The organism is Morganella sp. HSTU-ASny43, assembly GCF_022819185.1.
Classification (GTDB): domain Bacteria; phylum Pseudomonadota; class Gammaproteobacteria; order Enterobacterales; family Enterobacteriaceae; genus Morganella; species Morganella morganii.
Genome location: NZ_WSPG01000001.1, coordinates 166,492 through 186,439, shown reverse-complemented (window position 1 = coordinate 186,439; position 19,948 = coordinate 166,492). Strand labels below are relative to the sequence as shown.

Here is a 19,948-nt window from a genome sequence, read left to right as displayed (position 1 = left end):
CTGTATCTGTGTACAACAAAAAATGCCGGTCATGATTTGACCGGCTCAATATACAAAAAACGGGAACCTGTTTTCACAGATTCCCGCAAAGTATGATGGTAATGGTTTAACCCGTGATTAACCGCCGATCATAGAAGTCATCCGTATCTGACGGCGATCGTTCAGTTCAAGGTTGGACATCACCGCCAGCTGCGGCAGACTGCGGCGCAGGAAGCGGGATAAGATCAGACGCAGTGAATGATTGACCAGCAATACTGTCGGTGCACCCATCGCTTCCTGGTGCTGTACCGCACTCATCGCCTGCATTTCGATATTCTGTGCCAGGTTCGGCTCCAGACCGCCGCCGCTTTTCGCGGCCTGCAACAGGATCTGCTCCAGCCCCGCATCCAGACCAATCACCTGAATTTCCCCTGATGCCCCGAACCACTGCTGGGTAATAGCGCGGCCCAGTGCTATCCGCACCTGCGACGTCAGAACATCGGTATCTTTCTGCTCGCCGTTCTCACCAACCTGCTCTGCCAGGGTTTCAATAATAGTGCGCATATCGCGGATCATGACATTTTCAGTCAGCAGATTTTGCAGCACGCGGTGGAAAACGGTCAGTGATAAAGTATCCGGGATCAGGTCATCCGCCAGCTTCGGTATCTCTTTCTTCACGCGGTCATACAGCATCTGTGCTTCCTGACGGCCGAACAGGTCGCTGGCGTATTCCAGCAGGATCTGATTAAAGTGTGTCGCCACCGCCGTACTGGCTGAAACCACGGTGTAACCCTGAATCTGTGCCTGCTCACGCAGATCATCATCAATCCACACTGCCGGTAAACCAAATGCCGGTTCCTGTGTGGCATCCCCTTCCAGAGAGCCCGCCGCATTGCCCGGGTCAATCGCCAGCCAGCGGCCCGGCTGAGCCTCGCCGCGCCCGACTTCCGCCCCTTTGATCAGGATCCGGTAAGCAGTCGGTGCCAGTTCGAGGTTGTCACAGATATGCACCACCGGCGGCAGATAGCCGACTTCCTGGGCAAATTTTTTGCGCAGCCCGCGGATCCGCCCGAGCAATTCGCCCTGCTGGTCATTATCCACCAGCGGAATCAGCCGGTAACCGACTTCCATCGCCAGCAAATCTTCCGCCACCACATCATCCCAGGTCGCTTCCGTGACTTTATTCGCCTCACGGAACTGCTGCTCCTGCACATTGTTATCCGTCTCTTTGACCGGCTCTTTGCTTTTCTTCACCAGATACCAGCCGAGAGATGCCAGCGCCACCGTGAACAGCAGGAATACAAAGTTCGGCATGCCAGGGATAAGCCCCAGCAAACCCAGAACCCCGGCACTCAGCCACATCACACGCGGGTTATTGAACAACTGGGTGACCATCTGCTCACCGGCATCTTCATCTGTCGCCACGCGGGTCACAATCACACCGGCTGCGGTTGAGATAATCAGTGCCGGGATCTGTGCCACCAGACCGTCACCGATGGTCAGCAGGGTATAGGTGCTGGCCGCATCGCCCAGCGGCATATGGTGCTGAGCCACGCCGACAATCAGGCCGCCGATCACGTTAATCACCATGATCATAATCCCGGCGATGGCATCACCACGGACAAACTTACTGGCCCCGTCCATAGAACCGTAGAAATCGGACTCCTGGGTTACTTCCGCACGGCGGCGTTTGGCTTCTTCATCATTGATGATCCCGGCGTTCAGATCCGCATCAATCGCCATCTGCTTGCCCGGCATACCATCGAGCACGAAGCGCGCACCGACTTCGGCGATACGTCCCGCACCTTTGGTGATAACCATAAAGTTAATTAACACCAGGATGATAAAGACCACAATCCCGATGGCAAAGTTACCGCCGACCAGGAAGTGCCCAAACGCCTCAACCACCCGGCCCGCAGCAGCAGGACCGGTGTGTCCGTCCATCAGGATGATACGGGTGGATGCCACGTTCAGTGACAGACGCAGTAAGGTGGAGAACAGCAGGATAGTCGGGAACGCGGCAAAATCGAGGGTACGCCGGGTGAACATCGCCACCAGCAGCACCATAATGGACAGCGCGATATTAAAGGTAAACAGCAAATCCAGCACAAATGCCGGCAGCGGCAGTACCATCATTGACAGGATCATCAGGATGAGGACCGGCCCGGCAAGTAGCTGCCATTGTGCTCCCTGCATCGTTTTCGGTAATCTCAAAAGTGCAGCCAGATTAGCCATTTCGGGTATTTTCTCCAACAAAATCAAGTGCCTTTGGCACCGGTAAATTCTTCGGTTTTTTCGGTTTCAGGCCGCCTTCACGACGCCAGCGGCGCAGCTGAAACACCCATGCCAGCACTTCCGCCACGGCGGAATACAGTGCCACCGGAATTGACTGCCCCACCTCGGCATGGCGGTAAAGTGCCCGCGCCAGCGGCGGTGCCTCCAGCAGCAGAATGCGGTTCTCCGCACCTATCTCTTTGATCCGCTGCGCCAGCACCCCGGCACCTTTGGCCAGCACTCTCGGCGCGGTCATTCTTTTCTCGTCATATTTCAGGGCAACGGCGTAGTGCGTCGGGTTGGTCACAATCACATCCGCCTGCGGTACATCCGCCATCATGCGGTTACGCGCCATCGCGCGCTGCTGCTGACGAATTTTGGCCTTTATCTGCGGGTCACCCTCCTGCTGCTTAAATTCATCCTTGATTTCCTGGCGGCTCATCCGCAGCTTTTTCAGGTGCGAACGGAACTGCCAGAACACATCAAACGCCACCATCGGGATCAGCATGAAGATGATAAGGTAACCGGCAAAAATCACTTTCTGCATCGCATTGGCCATTGCCGTTGACGGGGATTCCATCGCCAGATGCAGTAAGGACGGCCACGCCTGCCATAAAAAAATCCATGCGCCCAGGCCAATCAGCAGGGATTTAAGAATCGCCTTGAATAATTCGGCCAGCGCATTCATGGAAAAAATACGTTTAAAGCCCTTCAGCGGGCTCAGTTTTGTCAGGTCAAATTTGATGGATTTGGTGTTAAACGCCAGTCCGCCGACCAGTGCCGACGCAGAAATACCGACCAGCGCCAGCCCGCCGACAACCGGCAGCATCGCAAATAACGCTTCACCAATGACTTTTCCGAGAAAACGCAGCATCAGCCCCGGATTCTGCAGATAAAAGTTATCAAAGAGAAATCCCTGACGAAAAATATCACGCAGTTGTCCCGCCAGATGACCGCCGCTTAACCACAGCAGGCTGATACCGGCCAGCATCATCATCAGTGAGCTGAGTTCTTTGGAGCGGACAATTTGTCCGTCTTCTTTGGCTTTCTGTTTTTTATGGGGGGTGGGTTCTTCTGTTTTTTCCACATCACTTTCATCAGACACTCACACCTCCGCCGTCTGCCGGGATTTTGCTTATGGCTATAGCATGACAGAATGCGGCAAATTCAATGGTGGAAAATGACCGGTCTTAACGGTGTAATTCCCTGATTAAAGCAGGAGTGACGGAATTATCAGCAGAAAATCACTCAGTGACACCCGCAGGCAGTGGTCAGCAACGCAATATAGTCAAATTAAGCCGCTGAACCTGATGAAAGCCCGTATTTCGCACGGAGTGTTAAATTAGGAACAATTCCGATAGGCAGTTGTTACCGGTACTTTATAATTTGCCACTGTTTTATTCCACGATAATCACAAGGTACTCACTGATGAAAAAAACAATTTTAGCCTGCTCTCTGGGTTTAATGGCTCTGGCTCTGACTGCATGTTCCGGCGAAGAAAAATCAGCATCATCCGTTCCGGGTGCAACTGAAACCTGTAACAAATACTTTGCTGAAGTCGATGATTTAGTGAAGAAAGCAACTGAAAAAGCCGGTGACAACGAAGCAGCCAAAGCACAGTTAGAACCAATGCTGAAACAGTTTGACGAAGCGAAAAAACAAATCGCAACACTGCCGAAAGAGCAGCAGGACGCAGCATGCAAAGCAGGCAGCGACGCAATGGCTCAGATTAAGCAGGCAATGGGTATCTGATTTCCGTTGTGACAGACTGACCGTTCTGAACCGCGGCATCCCTGCTGCGGTTTTTTTATATCAGAAACCAAGCTCATCGAGCAGATCATCAACCTGTGACTGTGATGCCATCACATTGGTCCCTTTCGGATCAATCTGCGGTCCGTTTTTCAGACTGTCGACCGGATGTTTTGCACGGATTTCCGCAGGGGTGTTTTCCATCAGCAGAAACAGCAGCTGTTTCTCTGTTTCTTCCACCACTTCCATCATTTTTTTCACGACCTGACCGGTCAGATCCTGGAAATCCTGAGCCATCATAATTTCCAGTAACTCACTTTTGGTCACCGCACTGCCGTCAATCACCCGGCGGATAAACGCCATGGTGGATTCCTGCAGAGCCGGATCGACCTCTGCTGACGGACAGGATTGCCAGCGCGCCTGCAAATCCAGCGCGTCCTCGTGCATTTTTACCTGCAACGGCTTGATAGTGTCGATGCCGTTGAGTGTTTTTTCCGCCGCCTGTGCAGTCATCTGAGCGATGTAGCGCAGTCTGTCTTTTCCGTCCGGAATTGTCGCGACCGCCTGCTGCACGCCCTTTTCTAATCCCAGTTCACGCATGCTTTCTCTTAACATCCTCGTTAAAAAACCGACCCGGGTGATGATCTGTTTTAAATCATCATCACTGTTTTTGTTTCTGTCCGTTGATTTATTTTCCGTCATCCTGCTTTCCTTCTGCTGAAGCCCCTCAGTTCAGACCCATTTTTTCGAAGACTTTATTCAGTTTTTCCTCGAGGATCGCGGCAGTGAACGGCTTGACAACATAACCGCTGGCACCGGCCTGAGCGGCGGCAATAATATTTTCTTTTTTCGCTTCGGCGGTCACCATCATGACCGGGATATGTTTGAGTGCATCATCCGCGCGGATGGTTTTCAGCAGCTCCAGCCCGTCCATGTTCGGCATGTTCCAGTCCGCCACCACGAAATCAATCTGACCTGCACGGATTTTCTCCAGTGCATCCACACCGTCTTCCGCCTCTTCAATTTTGTTGTAGCCCAACTCTTTTAAGAGGTTACGCACGATACGGCGCATGGTGGAAAAATCATCAACTACCAGAAAATTCAAATCTTTAGCGGCCATAACCACTCCTGCAATAATACAATGAATAATTGCCGGTTCCGTCAGGCGGAAACGGCAGCAAGTCTGCCCAGCACACTGGGGGCAATTTTGACGAGATCCTGAATTTCATCGACCGCATTCAGTTCAATCGCCGCGCGCGGCATACCGAAGACCACGCAGCTGCGCTCATCCTGGGCATACGTGACCGCGCCTTTCTGCCGCAGATTCAGCATGCCGCGCGCACCGTCCATACCCATACCGGTCAGCAGGACCGCGATGCATTTGCGGGCAGCACATTCGGCCACTGAGTCAAACAGCACATCCACGGACGGACGGTGACGGTTCACCGGCGGTGTCTGCTGAAGCACCACCTGGTAACCCTGGCCTTTATCCGCGATCAGCATATGCGCATCGCCCGGGGCAATATAAGCATGCCCTTTGCGCAGCACATCGCCGTGTTCCGCCTCTTTTACCGTCAGCGCACAGAGCTTGTTCAGACGCTCGGCAAATGAGCGGGTGAAACCGGCCGGCATATGCTGGGTGATCACCACCGGCGGACACTCAGGCGGCAGCATCTCCAGGAACTGACGGATAGCTTCCGTTCCGCCGGTCGATGCGCCCACCGCAATCAGGCGGTTATGGCAGGCATACGATGACAGCGGTTTGCTGATAACCGCCGGTGCTGCCGTCACTTTTTCCTGGCGGCGGAAGCGGTTACCCTGCGTGATTTTTGACATCGCTGCGGCACGGATTTTTTCACCGATAAGGTCGCGGTAACTCATCATGGTTTCGCGGATCCCGATCTGCGGTTTGGTGACAAAATCCACCGCTCCGAGTTCCAGGGCTTTCAGCGTCACTTCCGAGCCTTTGGAGGTCAGTGTGGAGACCATCACCACCGGTACCGGGTGCAGACGCATCAGTTTTTCCAGAAAATCGATGCCGTCCATCCGCGGCATTTCCACATCCAGCGTTACCACATCCGGTTCATGCTGTTTAATCAGATCACGCGCAACATACGGATCCGGTGCCACGTCCACCACGGTCATATCCGGATGGCTGTTAATAATTTCACGCATTAACTGGCGCATCAGCGCCGAGTCATCAACGCAAAGTACTTTTATTTTTTTCATCACTTCTCCCGGCCGCCTGAATGCTGTACACGGTCTGTCCTCTGATGACATAACGCGAAGATAACTGTGATAAGTTCTCCGAGTGCCCGATAAACAGCAGCCCGTCAGGCTTCAGTAGCGGAACAAAACGTTCCAGTAGTTGTTTCTGCATATCCTTATCGAAATAAATCATGACATTACGACAAAATATGGCATCGAACTGCCCCTGAAACTGCCAGTCGTTGTCCGTCAGATTCAGATAACGGAAATCAATCATCCGGCCGAGCGCCGGTTTCACCCGGGCATAGCCTTCATATTCCCCGACCCCCTTCATAAAATGGCGCTGACGCTGAAGGGCGTTGAGGCTTTTCAGCTCTTCGATACGGTAGACGCCCTTACGGGCCTTCTCCAGAACTTCGGTATCGATATCACTGGCGATCACTTTGGCATTCATGGCGTTCGCACCGAGAACATCACTGAGTGTCATGGCGATCGAATACGGTTCTTCCCCTGTCGAGGCAGCCGCGCACCAGATAGTGATCGGCTGGTTACGGCGGGGACGGATAAAGTCAGTCAGTGTCTGAAAGTGATGCGGCTCCCGGAAAAATGCGGTCAGATTGGTGGTCATTGCGTTAATAAATGCCTGCCATTCCGGGTGCAGCGGCTCCCGTTCCAGCAAACGCAGGTACTCGGCGAATGTGCTCATATTGCAGTCTCTGAGCCGCTTTAACAGGCGGTTGTAGACCATATTCTTTTTATTCATGCTAAGGACGATGCCTGACTTTTTATGAATAAACCGGCACACCCGACCAAACTCATCATCTGTGAGTGGTTCTATCTGTGGCGCAAAAAGCATCGTACTTGTTGTCCTTTCGGTAAAAACGATTCACTGACAGTCTTCAGTACAAACCGATCAGTTACCCCCTGACACCGGCGTCTGCGATACGAACCGGTGTCAGGCGGTGATCAGGACTGTCAGCCGGCAAAGCCGGACTGAGTGCCCCTGTTATCCGGCAGCTCAAAGAAAGCGACCGTGTCGACCAGGTTATTCGCCTGATCTTCCAGTGCGGCTGTTGCACCTGTTGACTGCTCAACCAGTGCGGCGTTCTGCTGGGTCACCAGATCCATCTGGCTGACGGCGGTTGCCACCTGCTCGATACCACGGCTCTGCTCGTTGGAGGCAGACGCGATTTCGCTCATCAGTTCCGTCACCTGGTTCACCGCAGTGACCAGTTCTTCCATTGTTTTACCGGCGCTGTCCACCAGTTGCGTTCCCTGACCGACGCGGTCAACTGACTCATCAATCAGGGATTTAATCTCTTTCGCGGCATCCGCACTGCGCTGTGCCAGCGCACGCACCTCACCGGCGACCACGGAGAATCCGCGTCCCTGCTCACCGGCACGGGCGGCTTCCACGGCAGCGTTCAGTGCCAGGATATTGGTCTGGAAAGCAATACCGTCGATCACGCTGATAATGGCGCTGATTTTCTGCGAACTGTTGGCAATCGAGGTCATGGTTTCAATCACGCTGTCCGTGATCTGACCACCACGGCTGGCGGTTTTCGATGCCGTCACCGCAAGTTCACTGGCCTGACGGGCATTATCGGCGTTCTGTTTCACCGTTGCGGTCAGCTCTTCCATACTGGCAGCGGTTTCCTCCAGGGAGGCAGCCTGCTGCTCTGTCCGTGATGATAAATTATTATTGCCCAGGGCAATCTCGCGAATTCCGGTATACATCTGGTCTGTATTCAGGCGAACGTTTGAGACAGATTCTGCCAGCGATTCCTGCATCAGCTTAAGCTGACCGAATACCACACCGATTTCATCACGGGTGGTCACTTCTATCTTCTGGTTCAGTTTGCCCTGTGCGACCTGCATAAAGTGCTCGCTCATACTGGTGAGCGGATTAATCACTTTGTAACGCATCCAGAAATGAGCCAGACCGGAAATCAGCAGAATGGTGGCGGTAACGCCGAAGAACATAATCCACGCCATCCGGTTATAGAACGTACCGGACTCAATCGCACTGCGGCTCTCTTCATCCAGCAGCGCCAGATAATCATTCACCACCGCACCCATTCTGTCCTGATACATCTGGGTCGGGTGTTCCACATAGGCAGGGATATTGGCGTTATCAATGTAACCGCGCAGTTCTTTAATCACACCAAGGTAAGACTGATACTGTTCTTCAATACCGGCAAAATCCTCTTTTTCACTGAGAACCGGCTGGGATTTGAAATTGCTGTAATCTTCCGCCGCTTTATCCAGCAGCAAATCAAATGCTGCTTTGACCTGGCGGATATCGCTCTCTTCAGAGCCGACTTTAATATGAACAACAACCTGGGTAAGCAGGTTACGGGCCTGCATCAGATCTTCATAAGAAGACACCAGTAATGCCCGTTTTTTTGAGCCGAGATCGACCCGTTCCAGTGACGATAATTCAGATGAAACAATCCCCAGCGATAATCCGCTGGACACTATCTGCATGCCGCAAAAGAAAATAAGCAACAGATATAAACTGACAGAAATCCGTATTCTCTTACCAAACATAATGCTATCCCCACTGCGTCCGGCCGGGCTCACCTGCTTCGGTTGTTGTTATCGCTGTGATGCACAAAAGCGCCGTCAGGTTTCCCTGACAGCGCAAAGCACAGACGCGTCGTTAAAAAGTTTCCCAATTGTCATCATCTTGATGATTCTTCGATGATATTTTGCTGAGATCCGGGGTTTTCACGACATTGGAAATCGTTCTTGCCGCCGGTTCAGTGTGTTTATCGTCCCTGTGCTTCAAGGCCGGTAAGCGGAAAATGGCTATCAGCTGTGACAGTTTCGCCACCTGTTCTTCCAGCACATTTGCCGCCACCGCAGACTGCTCAACCAGTGAGGCGTTCTGCTGCGTCACTTTGTCCATTTCAGCAACTGCAATACTGACCTGTGAAATACCTTTGCTCTGCTCATCGGATGCCGTGGCAATGTGCGCCATGATGTCGGTGACACGGGTAACGGATTCCACGATTTTGGTCATGGTTTCGCCGGCATCTTCTGCCTGACGGGCACCGGTTCCGGTACGGGATACCGAGTCTTCGATGAGGATTTTGATCTCTTTTGCCGCATCCGCGCTGCGCTGCGCCAGGTTACGGACTTCATCCGCCACCACCGCGAAACCACGGCCGTGTTCACCGGCACGGGCAGCTTCAACTGCCGCGTTCAGGGCCAGAATATTGGTCTGGAACGCAATGCTGTCGATAACGGCAGTGATATCGGAAATTTTCTGTGAACTGTCAGCGATATTCAGCATGGTATTCACCACGTTGGACACCACTTTGCCGCCTTCACGGGCAATGTCAGAAGCCTGACCGGCAAATTCACTGGCCTGATGGGCGTATTCGGTGTTCTGTTTCACCGTTGCGGTCAGCTCTTCCATGCTGGCAGCAGTCTGTTCCAGACAGGCAACCTGCTCCTGGGTACGGGCAGACAGATCATTGTTACCGGCGGCGATTTCGCTGGTACCCTGATAGATATTTTCGCTGCCGTCGCGCACACCGCGCACCGTATTAATCAGCTCCTGCTGCATGTGCTGCACACCGCGGCCCAGATCAGCGATTTCATTTTTACCGTTCACCGCAACTGTCGGGGTCAGGTCACCGGCAGCAAAGATTTTGATGCGGTCTACCAGGCCATTGAGAGGGTGAATAATGCCGCGCTGTACATAGCGGTAACTGATAAGACTGATCAGCGCAAGGATAATAGCCAGGGCAATCAGCATATACAGGGATTCACTGAAGTTATCTTCCGCATTCTGTACTTCACCCCGGAACGCCGCAGAAATACTGTCGAAATACGAATTAAACTGCTCTTCGAACTTCATCTGATAACCGGATGTGGCATAGGTGTAGAACTGTTCCAGCTGATCTTCCCGGACATAGGACATCAGCCGGGTCAGTGCATTACGGTAGGTTTCATACGTGGAGAGCAGCTTTTCAAACTTCGCCTTGTCGTAACTGGTGCCTTCCATCATTTTCATGTAGCGGGCATACGCAGCGTCTGCATCCGCTAACTGACGGGTGGCCTGTTTGATCAGCTCATCCGGGGTGGCATCGTCTTTAAAGGTGTGCTCTCTGAGCAAAAAGCCGTTTGCCGCCCGGTTTAAATTGGCGCGGGCCTGGATCAGATTAACCCAGCTCTGGGTCAGAACCTGTCTCTGACTCTGGAGTGAATCCAAAAAGTGGATACTGTCGCGGTTTTCACCCAGTTTGCTGAACATCAGCCCGCTGGATGCCAGCTGCAACAGTACAAATATAAGAATAACGGATAAAAGCCCTGATACAATTTTAATTCTGCTATACATAATTTTCTACTGGCATAGTGTTATTGTATTTTTGATATCGGTCACACGACAAAAAACTTTAGTGATGGCTTAACCAAAACCATTTGGCTGAATTATCATTCAGCCATGCTGTCGATGAGTGCCATTTCCTCGCTGGAAAGCAGCTTTTCGATATCCACCAGGATCAGCATCCGGTCACCAATGGTGCCCAGGCCGGTCAGATACTTGGTTGATAAAGTGACCGCAAAATCCGGCGCCGGGGCAATCTGCTCATCTTTGAGCACCAGCACGTCAGACACGCCGTCCACCACAATCCCCACCACACGATCTTTCAGATTGACCACAATCACTACGGTGTTGTCGTTGTAAGTGACGTTCTGATGGGAGAACTTCACACGCAGATCGATAATCGGGATAATCACACCGCGTAAGTTAGTGACACCCTTGATAAAATCCGGGGTATTCGCAATGCGGGTGACCTGCTCATAACCACGGATTTCCTGTACTTTCAGGATCTCAATGCCGTACTCTTCTTCGCCCAGGGTAAAAATCAGGTACCCTTCGCCGTTTTTCTCTTCATCGAGTTTGTTTAAATCTTCATCCATCATCGACATGGTTATTTACCTTTGTTTATTGCATCACGACGTGTGACGTGTTCATTTTCTTTTTGCACAAAATTTCGTTGTTCATCCGCTGCAGTTCCGCCACATCAATAATCAGTGCGACAGAACCGTCACCCATAATAGTGGCGGCAGAGATCCCCGGAATTTTGCGGTAATTACTTTCAACATTTTTCACCACCACCTGCTGCTGTCCGATCAGTCTGTCAACCAGCAGGGCGTAACGGTTACCGGCGTTCTGAACAATCAGGGCGATACTTTTCGCCAGATCACGTTCCGCTTCTTCGATACCGAAGACCTGATGCATTTCCACCAGCGGCAGATATTCGCCGCGCACCAGCAGCATTTTTTCCTCACCGGCAAGGCGGTAAATGTCTTCCTGACGCGGCTGGAGTGTGCTGATAATGGCGCTGAGCGGCACAATAAAGACATCATCGGCCACTTTGACGGACATACCGTCGAGGATAGCCAGAGTCAGCGGCAGCAGGATGCGGGTCACGGTGCCGCGCCCTTCGGTGAAACCAATCTGAATACGGCCGCCCATGTCCTGAATGTTCCGTTTCACCACATCCATACCCACGCCGCGGCCGGACACATCGGTGATCACTTCGGCAGTGGAGAAACCCGGTGCCATAATCAGCATCGCGATTTCATCGTTAGTCATGTTGTCGTGCACATCCATGCCCTGCTGACGGGCCTTGGCCAGGATCCGCTCCCGGTTCAGACCGGCACCGTCATCCCGCACTTCAATGCAGATATTGCCGCTCTGATGTTCCGCCGCCAGGGTCAGAGTCCCGGCTTCCGGTTTGCCGTTTGCCGCGCGGACGTCCGGTTTCTCAATACCGTGGTCGAGGCTGTTGCGCACCAGGTGGGTCAGCGGATCGATAATCCGCTCGATCAGGCTCTTATCGAGTTCGGTGGAGCTACCCTCCACTTTCAGCTCAATTTTCTTATTCAGTTTTGAGGCGATATCGCGCACCATGCGCGGGAAGCGGCTGAAGACATAATCCATCGGCATCATGCGGATAGACATGACAGATTCCTGCAGCGCCCGCGAGTTGCGTTCCAGCTGAACAATCGAACTGAGCAGTTCCGCATATTCGGCCTGATCCACCTGCTGGCTGTGCTGAGTCAGCATTGACTGGATAATCACCAGCTCACCGACCAGGTTGATCAGCTGATCCACCTTTTCCACCGCCACACGGATGCTGCCGCTGTCACCTTTATTTTTTGCCGCCGCAGCCGGTGCTTTGCGCGCCGCCGGAGCAGATGACGATGCTGCTGCCGGTGCCGGTACAGCAACCGGTGCGCTGACGGTTTCTTCTTCCGCCTCTGCCGGGGTATTGTCTGCGGCCAGCATGGCGGTTAATTCCGCTGCCGGTGTTTCCTCATACGCAATCTGAGAATCATCCACCACAAAGCAGAGCACGCCGCTGATGTCATCAATCGCGGTATTGGTGCCCAGCCAGACTTTCAGGGTATCGGTACCCTGTTCAGTTTTGTATACCGTGCCGAACAGCGACAGCTCATCGGCCAGCAGAGCGACTTCGCTCTCCTTTAACTTACTGAGCGTGAACGTGAAATGATGTGAAAAACCGGTTTCCGGTACTGTGCTGCTCTCTTCTGAGCCGGCAGTAATTTCTGCGGTTTCACTGACCGGTTCCGGCGCGGCGGTTTCCGTGACAACAGCGGCGTCCGCCACACTCTGCTCCACATGCCCCAGTACTTCACAGATGCGGTTAAAGCTTTCTTCATCCGGCAGTGTGTCGCTCTTATAGGCATCCAGCTGCGAGCCCATCACATCTTTGGTATCAAGGAAGACATCAATGATATCCGGCGTCAGCGTCAGCTCATCATGGCGGGCTTTATCAAGCAGGTTTTCCAGGGTGTGTGTGGTTTTCTGCAACAGCGTGAATCCGAATGTTGCCGCACCACCTTTAATGGAGTGCGCGCTGCGGAAGATAGCATTGAGCTGTTCACTGTCCGGATCCCGGGGATCAAGCTCCAGCAGGTGCTGTTCCATATCCCGGAGCAGCTCGTCGGCTTCATCGAAGAACGTTTGATAAAACTCGGTTATATCCATCGCGGTTATCCAATTTTTTTCTTGTGTTACGGCTGACAGGTACTGCCGGCAATCCGGCAGTACCTGTCCATCCTGTTTATTGTGTTGTATCTGCCGCCGCAGCGCTGTTCTGCGGCGGTGTCTGCTCCGGTGCCGCCGGTTCCGGCACTTTTTCCGGCGGGATCTCCGGCGGAGCCGGTGTCTCTGTATGCGGCGCCGGTAACTGCTTCAGCTGCTGTAAATCGGTAATGGGAACAGCACCATCATATTCATGGAGAATATTTGCCATCTCCGACTCATTCAGAACAATGATGCTGATACGGCGGTTCACCGGCGCAAGTCCGTCGTTTTTATCCAGATGGATAGAGGATGCCATCCCGACCACCCGCAGAATTTTGTTCTCGGCCATACCACCGCGCACCAGTTCACGGCGCGAGGCATTGGCGCGTTCGGCAGACAGTTCCCAGTTGCTGTAATTACCGCCGTTGGCATACGGCAGGTCATCCGTGTGACCGGAAATACTGATGCGGTTCGGCACGTCATTGAGGATCGGCGCGATAGCCCGCAGAATGTCCCGCATATACGGCTCAACATGAGTGGATCCGACCATAAACATCGGGCGGTTGGCACTGTCGACAATCTGGATCCGCAGCCCGTCATCTGTGGTATCAATCAGCAGATGCGGCTTCAGTTCATTCAGACGCGGGTCTTTGAGAATCGCCTGCTCCAGATCCTGTTTCAGTTTCTCAAAACGACCGGCTTCATCCTGCCCCTGCTCTTCCTGCATGCTGTCCGGGTCCGGCAGTGTGTCACCGTCTTTGTAAATGATGTCTTTGCCGCCGCCCGGAATCGGGTTAGTGGCATCCCCGGTTTTTGTTCCCGGGTTGATCGCTGTTTTCAGCGGCGTGCGGAAGTATTCCGCAATCTGAGTCAGCTCCTGCGGGCTGGAGATAGAAATCAGCCACATCACCAGGAAGAACGCCATCATGGCGGTCATAAAGTCAGCGTAAGCAATCTTCCATGACCCGCCGTGTCCGCCGCCGTGCCCGTGACCGCCCCGCTTTTTGACGCGGATAACATGCGTATTGCCCGGTTTCATCGTCGGTTTACTCCCCGTCCTGTGCTTCGGTACGGTGGCTGACTTTTACTTCACGGACTTTGTCTTCCAGCTCGGTAAAGGAAGGACGGTCGGCGCTGAACAGGACTTTACGGCCGAATTCAACCGCGATTTGCGGCGGATAACCCTGTAAGGATGAAAGGAAAGTGACTTTGATACATTCCAGCATTTTCAGCTGTTCACCACTGCGCAGACGAATCAGTGACGCCAGCGGTAAAATAAAGCCATACGCGACGAGAATACCGAGGAATGTCCCAACCATCGCATGCGCAATCAGCGCCCCCAGCTCACCGGCCGGACGGTCAGCAGAACCCAGCGCATTAACCACCCCGAGAACGGCGGCAACAATACCGAATGCCGGCATGGAATCCCCGACCATATTCAGGCCGGAAGCCGGCACTTCGCTCTCCTGACGGAAGGTTTCCAGTTCCTCATCCATCAGGGCTTCAATTTCGTGGCTTTGCAGGTTACTGGTGATCATCAGACGCAGATAATCCACCAGAAACATCAGTGCAGCCGGATCTTTGAGAATGCGCGGGTACTGGGAAAAAATATCGCTTTCCTGCGGATTTTCGATATCTTTTTCCAGGGCAAGCAGCCCCTGCTGGCGGGATTTATTGAGCAACTGGAACAACAGCGCCATCAGATCCATTGACATCGCTTTGTTGTAGGAGGAGCGCCGGAACAGACGCGGCAGTACTTTACCCAGGGCAACAATGGATTTTCCGCTGTTACCGACGACAAATGCACCAAAACCGGCACCTAAAATAATAACAAATTCAGCGGGTTGATAAAGTGCGCCCATATGGCCGCCAACCATCAGATAGCCGCCGATGACCGTGCCCGTAACAATGATGTATCCGATGAGTATTAACACACTATTCCCTTTAACTCAGTTAGGTATCGGATGGCAGTCAAAGGGAATTTTCAGGAAGGACAGGCAAAACGGATTTGCCTGTTTACCAAATCAATCCAGTCACATTACCGCTTTGGCAATGCCATCCTCTCGATATAGCGTTATATCGGCGGGAAGCGCGGAAAGTTTACGTTTTTTTATTGCCCGTGACGGCGGCTGGCACAAACTGCAGGTAAAACTGTTTTCAGGGATGTGCGCGTAGGTAACAAATGACCCGCTGCAGCAACTGCAGACCGAGCGCTGAAGCATCCCGCTCTCCACAAAACGCACCAGGGTCCAGGCGCGGGTCAGTGCCAGCAGCGGCTCTTCACCGGGCGCCGGAGGACACTGCTCCAGGTACAGCCGGTAAGCCTTTACTATCACATCAACACCGGTGCACTGTCCGCTGTTCATCAGAAACTCATAGGCGTTATAAAACATGGAGGCGTGAATATTTTGTTCCCACGTCATAAACCAGTCGGTGGAAAACGGCAGCATACCTTTCGGGGGCGGACATCCGCGCAGCTCTTTGTAGAGGCGGATCAGGCGTCCGCGGCTGATTTGCGTTTCGCTTTCCAACATCTGAAGACGAGCACCCAGAGAGATTAATTCCATCGCGAGACGGATATCCTGAGCCTCTTTGATGATACTTTTTTCGGCCATGATACTTATCTTTTTCTTGCGTGTGAGTCAGTGCCAGCCGCGCCGTGCGTTTGCAGCAGACGGGTTGACAGTAAAATTCCGGTATGAACCTGTTGTAATTCATCCACGCGGGAATCGCGTGTAAGTTTTTCAATGGTTTCGCTGCTTTCAAATCTGAACTGACAGATTAGCTGGTTGGTTTCCGCTAATTTGACCAATTGAGAGAGCGTAAGGTTTGCTAACGTAGTTGCCATTGCATCGTTAATGCCTAAGCGGAACATGGCAGAAGCTTTTTCCTGAGCAATAAGTTTTTGGGCTAACAGCAGGTATGAGAGGTTAATATCATAAATATGCTTCAGAAAATCAGTCGTCTGGCTCATTTTTTTTCCTTTCCGAATATCAGCAGCAACAAAGTACAGCAGAAACTATCTCCGGCGCTGTGTGATACCGGAGATCCTGTTTTACGTAATGTAATAAATACCGGAGAAGCTCATTCCATCGTTTACTGCCAATCCATATAAATATCCGGCATGCGTGCGAAACACACAAAAGTAAACTTAAATTAAATACATATCAGGAATACCTGTAAACAATAAAGGTAACGATTAAAATCAGCACCAGCTTATTTAATGTCTGAATCATCTTATATCATTTATAGACGTTATTTATTATGCACCACAAAATTAACTATTCAAGCCACTGATGTTTGTTTTTGGCAGAGAAAGATAAACATCCCACCATGCATTAGTACAATTTTACTATTAATTATATTTTGTCTCACCATATCCCAAATACTCACCGTACTTATCACTCCCATAAGTCAAATGTCAATAATCTTCAGGCGAATACGACTCAAAATGTGTGTGACTCAAGTCCATTGCACCAATCATATAATGTGACTGCCTATATTGATCCAGATCAATGAGCTTTATTGGGAAACTCTGCTTTACCCTATCTATCGAAGGTATACTTAGCAAAAATAGCGGTACAAAACTCTTATTTTTCACCTAAATGGTTATATAAAGCTCGATTTTGTTCATTTTCACCCGGTTTATGACCCTGCAATAACAATGTGAAATTGTGAGCATTACATAACATCCCCGCTGATCAATGTTTAGTTATTTTTAACAAAAAATAGCCATTCATGATGATAAATCATAAGATAACTTTATGTTATAGCCAAGGGGTTATTTGGAAGGAAGGTAACTGAAGATTAAATGAATTTAATTCATTGTTGTGGTTTTCAATTCAGGCTGTCTTTATTTCTTTTTAAAAATAATGGCTCTCTCTTTTTATATGCTCACTTATTTGTCTTTCCGGAGCTGATAAGGTTATGTATATACCTTCGGATGATACTTTTATAAACTCGCCGCCTCTTTGATAAACCGGTTACTGTTCTGAAAAACACACTGACATCCTTCTGTCACAGAAATGGCATCATACCATCACAATCCCGGCATTTTCCTATTAGCAAAGTCGTTAATTAAATGTAGCATTAAAAGATAGGATCGTGTCTGAAGTAATAACCTACAATATAGTAACATATAGTTACTATATACTTTTGTTTTTACAAATTAAAAGTGTATCGCAGTCATGTGACGATTCAGGGTAATTATTTCACGCTATTCAGTCCCGCAGAACAGTGCTCTTTATCCCGCAGCACTGAAAATCAGTAAGCAGATCAAAATTTGCGATCCTGCGCTTTTTATACCATCGCCTGATTAGCGATAAAATGTTATTAAATTGTGATTGTCATCACGGTTTATTGCTGATTTTCTGAAAAGTTTCTGAAATCCGGGCCGATATTTATGACAGACGTCACGCTCTCCACCCCGTAACCTCACTTTACTGCCACAAAAAATCTGCCGTAGTGTGACACTAATCCGGCACTTTCCATCAAGCGGATAGCTGAAGATTTAGTTCTTTATTCTTAAAATAAGCTAAAAATCCTCTGCCTCTTCCATCAAAAATTATCACTAAATATAAATATTCTGTTGATACACAGAATAAAGCCGGTGGAATAACCACCGGCACAAACCTTAAGGCTTTATTAAAAAAAGATCGATAGTTGCTGACCAGCGTACAGAAAGGCATCAGACCGGCAGTTCAGAGGCAATCATCCAGTTGACCGCACTGACACTTCTCTCCAGACTGACCCGGCAAACAATGGCTTCTATCTCCTTCTGCTCTGCCGGTGTGGCACGCACTTCCGCACAAACCTCCAGTTTTCCGCCGGAAGTATCCGCACTACTGAGTGAGTGCAGCCGGACATGTGAACCATTCAGCGCCTGAAGGATCACGGTTCTGACCAGAATTTCATCTTTTTCATGACAAACGGCACGGATTTTATAGTCCTGCACCAGGTCCGTGGCGTGAATGACCGGCCGGGCATTGATGCGCTGCGCAGCTTCCCGCAGCAAAATATTGGCGCATAAGATAACCAGTGCTGCCGTCACTGCCGGACCAAATTCCCCCAGTCCGCACAGCACACCTATACCGGCTGAGCACCATAATGTCGCGGCGGTATTCAGCCCGCGGATATTCATGCCTTCACGCATAATAACGCCGGCCCCGAGAAAACCGATCCCGGAAACCACCTGTGCGGCTATACGTCCCGGGCTGTCCGGTGATGTGGTCACCGAACTTAAGATAAATACAGCGGCACCTACTGCCACCAGCGCATTGGTGCGCAGACCTGCCATCCGCTGACGCCACTGGCGCTCCGCACCAATCAGGGCGCCAAGTGCCAGCGCCGCCAGTAAATTGAGTAAATAAGGAATTGCAAACATAGTAACCTCCACCCGAAAGACGCAATGGCGTCAGGTGTTAACAGCAGAAAAAGTAAAAATGACTGAAAATTCTGCTCAGTAACCAGGAGGAAAGAGTGCGTGAGAAACAATAAACATACTGCATACCTGTAGCAGTGATACGACCGGGAACCGGCGGATCATCTGTATCAATAAAAAAGTGCAGTACCGCAAGAAAGGTGCTGCCCGCCATTATCATTCCGGCAGACAGTTTCAGAAGAGAAAGGTGTGCCGGATCAGTTAATTGAGTTATAACTGTGACTGTCCAAATCCGGGTCCTCTGTTCAGAAAAGATGCGCGGAGTATAGGATGTCCGCGAAAATATGTAAAGTCAGAAATTATTTTTCGGCGTGATGAATACACCATCCCCGCCCTCTTTTTCATTAAAAAACCAAATTCCCTCCGGATATTCCGGTAACGCCACCAGATACATCACACCTTCACTGAACGGTTCGATCAGCAATATCCGGCCTTCACGCGGCTCATCCGCATCGGTTTTGACATAAACTGTGTCGTCAATCTGCATCATCCGGCTCCCGGTCGTCACGATAGTGTGATTAGCATAAAAATCAGGTATAAAAAAAGCCCGCCACTTACGCGGCAGGCTTGGAATTCGGTTTGGCTATATCTTACAGCGGAGTTACGTTAGCTGCAGCCGGGCCTTTAGCACCATTCTCGATGGTGAATTCTACTTGTTGGCCTTCGCCCAGGGTTTTGAAACCTGCGCCCTGAATGGCAGAGAAGTGAACGAAAACATCTTTGCTGCCATCAGCTGGAGTGATGAAACCAAAGCCTTTAGATTCGTTGAACCACTTAACTTGACCTTTCATTTTGTCAGACATGTGACTTTCCTATATATAAATAAATGCATTGCCATTTTGGCAGGTACTGGCCGGAAGCAAAAACTAAATGGAGGCACACAGCATATGAAACGGTCAAAGGCTATCCGGGATAACACTCAACTTAAACGCTCAAACTCAGTTGTCATACATAAAGCTGCTCTTTTTAGGGCCGCAAGCATTAACTCATGAGTGGGGATGAATAGCAACTGATTTATTGCCGTGAATTTTAAAAAAAGTGAAAGAGCTCATATTTATTAACTTTTGTTTGGTTAATTGTCTGCGATTTCAGCGTATTGAACTGACAATCAGGCCAGACTTAAGCCAAATAAGACTATTCTTAATAATCCTCGCATCATAACAGTTATCCCTCACAAAGCCCGTAACTGTTCTGCGCGGTTGTGTACCGGACATGTTAATATAATGTAT

General features: G+C 50.8%; 18 protein-coding genes. 1 reads left to right on the top strand and 17 read right to left on the bottom strand.

Annotated elements, in window-relative coordinates:
* Nucleotides 1-117 precede the first annotated feature (117 nt).
* The gene (gene flhA, locus GN208_RS00880) at nt 118-2,214 is read right to left on the bottom strand and encodes a flagellar biosynthesis protein FlhA (protein ID WP_015422625.1); all 2,097 of its coding nucleotides are present in this window, start codon (nt 2,212-2,214) and stop codon (nt 118-120) included.
* On the bottom strand, nt 2,207-3,358 hold the full coding sequence (gene flhB / locus GN208_RS00875; RefSeq protein WP_015422624.1) for a flagellar biosynthesis protein FlhB: 1,152 nt from the start codon (nt 3,356-3,358) through the stop codon (nt 2,207-2,209). Before flhB ends, flhA begins: the two co-directional genes overlap by 8 nt.
* 323 nt (nt 3,359-3,681) lie before the next feature.
* On the opposite strand from flhB, the gene GN208_RS00870 reads away from it, so the two are divergent.
* The gene (locus tag GN208_RS00870; RefSeq protein WP_004236855.1) at nt 3,682-4,005 is read left to right on the top strand and encodes a DUF5339 domain-containing protein; all 324 of its coding nucleotides are present in this window, start codon (nt 3,682-3,684) and stop codon (nt 4,003-4,005) included.
* A 60-nt stretch (nt 4,006-4,065) separates the two neighbouring features.
* Here GN208_RS00870 and GN208_RS00865 read toward each other — a convergent pair whose 3' ends face one another.
* From GN208_RS00865 to cspE, 15 genes are all read right to left on the bottom strand, one after another.
* Entirely contained in the window at nt 4,066-4,704 is a 639-nt protein-coding gene (locus tag GN208_RS00865; RefSeq protein ID WP_004236856.1) for a protein phosphatase CheZ, read from the bottom strand.
* A 25-nt stretch (nt 4,705-4,729) separates the two neighbouring features.
* Nucleotides 4,730-5,122 carry a chemotaxis response regulator CheY gene (cheY, locus tag GN208_RS00860; RefSeq protein WP_004236857.1) on the bottom strand — a complete coding sequence of 131 codons (393 nt, stop codon included), beginning with the start codon at nt 5,120-5,122 and terminating at the stop codon, nt 4,730-4,732.
* A 41-nt stretch (nt 5,123-5,163) separates the two neighbouring features.
* Complete coding sequence (locus tag GN208_RS00855) at nt 5,164-6,231, bottom strand: chemotaxis response regulator protein-glutamate methylesterase (RefSeq protein WP_004236858.1); 1,068 nt, start codon at nt 6,229-6,231, stop codon at nt 5,164-5,166.
* Nucleotides 6,203-7,066, bottom strand: a complete 864-nt coding sequence (locus GN208_RS00850) for a CheR family methyltransferase (protein ID WP_015422623.1) — start codon at nt 7,064-7,066, stop codon at nt 6,203-6,205. The genes GN208_RS00855 and GN208_RS00850 overlap by 29 nt, the downstream gene beginning before the upstream one ends.
* Before the next feature lie 119 nt (nt 7,067-7,185).
* Nucleotides 7,186-8,760: a methyl-accepting chemotaxis protein gene (locus tag GN208_RS00845; protein ID WP_004236860.1), complete on the bottom strand. Its 1,575-nt coding sequence runs from the start codon at nt 8,758-8,760 to the stop codon at nt 7,186-7,188.
* A 112-nt stretch (nt 8,761-8,872) separates the two neighbouring features.
* Complete coding sequence (locus GN208_RS00840; RefSeq protein ID WP_004236861.1) at nt 8,873-10,558, bottom strand: methyl-accepting chemotaxis protein; 1,686 nt, start codon at nt 10,556-10,558, stop codon at nt 8,873-8,875.
* A gap of 95 nt (nt 10,559-10,653) precedes the next feature.
* Entirely contained in the window at nt 10,654-11,151 is a 498-nt protein-coding gene (gene cheW, locus GN208_RS00835) for a chemotaxis protein CheW (RefSeq protein WP_004236862.1), read from the bottom strand.
* Nucleotides 11,152-11,167: 16 nt separating this feature from the next.
* Entirely contained in the window at nt 11,168-13,240 is a 2,073-nt protein-coding gene (gene cheA, locus GN208_RS00830) for a chemotaxis protein CheA (RefSeq protein ID WP_004236863.1), read from the bottom strand.
* A 76-nt stretch (nt 13,241-13,316) separates the two neighbouring features.
* The gene (gene motB / locus GN208_RS00825) at nt 13,317-14,318 is read right to left on the bottom strand and encodes a flagellar motor protein MotB (RefSeq protein WP_004236864.1); all 1,002 of its coding nucleotides are present in this window, start codon (nt 14,316-14,318) and stop codon (nt 13,317-13,319) included.
* A 7-nt stretch (nt 14,319-14,325) separates the two neighbouring features.
* A complete protein-coding gene (gene motA / locus GN208_RS00820) occupies nt 14,326-15,213 on the bottom strand; it encodes a flagellar motor stator protein MotA (protein ID WP_004240017.1) in 888 nt (295 codons plus the stop codon).
* Between the two features lie 99 nt (nt 15,214-15,312).
* Complete coding sequence (gene flhC / locus GN208_RS00815) at nt 15,313-15,894, bottom strand: flagellar transcriptional regulator FlhC (RefSeq protein WP_004236866.1); 582 nt, start codon at nt 15,892-15,894, stop codon at nt 15,313-15,315.
* A 5-nt stretch (nt 15,895-15,899) separates the two neighbouring features.
* On the bottom strand, nt 15,900-16,253 hold the full coding sequence (gene flhD / locus GN208_RS00810) for a flagellar transcriptional regulator FlhD (RefSeq protein ID WP_004240016.1): 354 nt from the start codon (nt 16,251-16,253) through the stop codon (nt 15,900-15,902).
* 1,713 nt (nt 16,254-17,966) lie between these two features.
* The gene (locus GN208_RS00805; protein ID WP_004236869.1) at nt 17,967-18,662 is read right to left on the bottom strand and encodes an MgtC family protein; all 696 of its coding nucleotides are present in this window, start codon (nt 18,660-18,662) and stop codon (nt 17,967-17,969) included.
* 349 nt (nt 18,663-19,011) lie between these two features.
* The gene (gene dsrB, locus GN208_RS00800; protein ID WP_015422621.1) at nt 19,012-19,206 is read right to left on the bottom strand and encodes a protein DsrB; all 195 of its coding nucleotides are present in this window, start codon (nt 19,204-19,206) and stop codon (nt 19,012-19,014) included.
* 103 nt (nt 19,207-19,309) lie between these two features.
* Nucleotides 19,310-19,522: a transcription antiterminator/RNA stability regulator CspE gene (gene cspE, locus GN208_RS00795; protein WP_004240014.1), complete on the bottom strand. Its 213-nt coding sequence runs from the start codon at nt 19,520-19,522 to the stop codon at nt 19,310-19,312.
* Between the last annotated feature and the right edge of the window lie 426 nt (nt 19,523-19,948).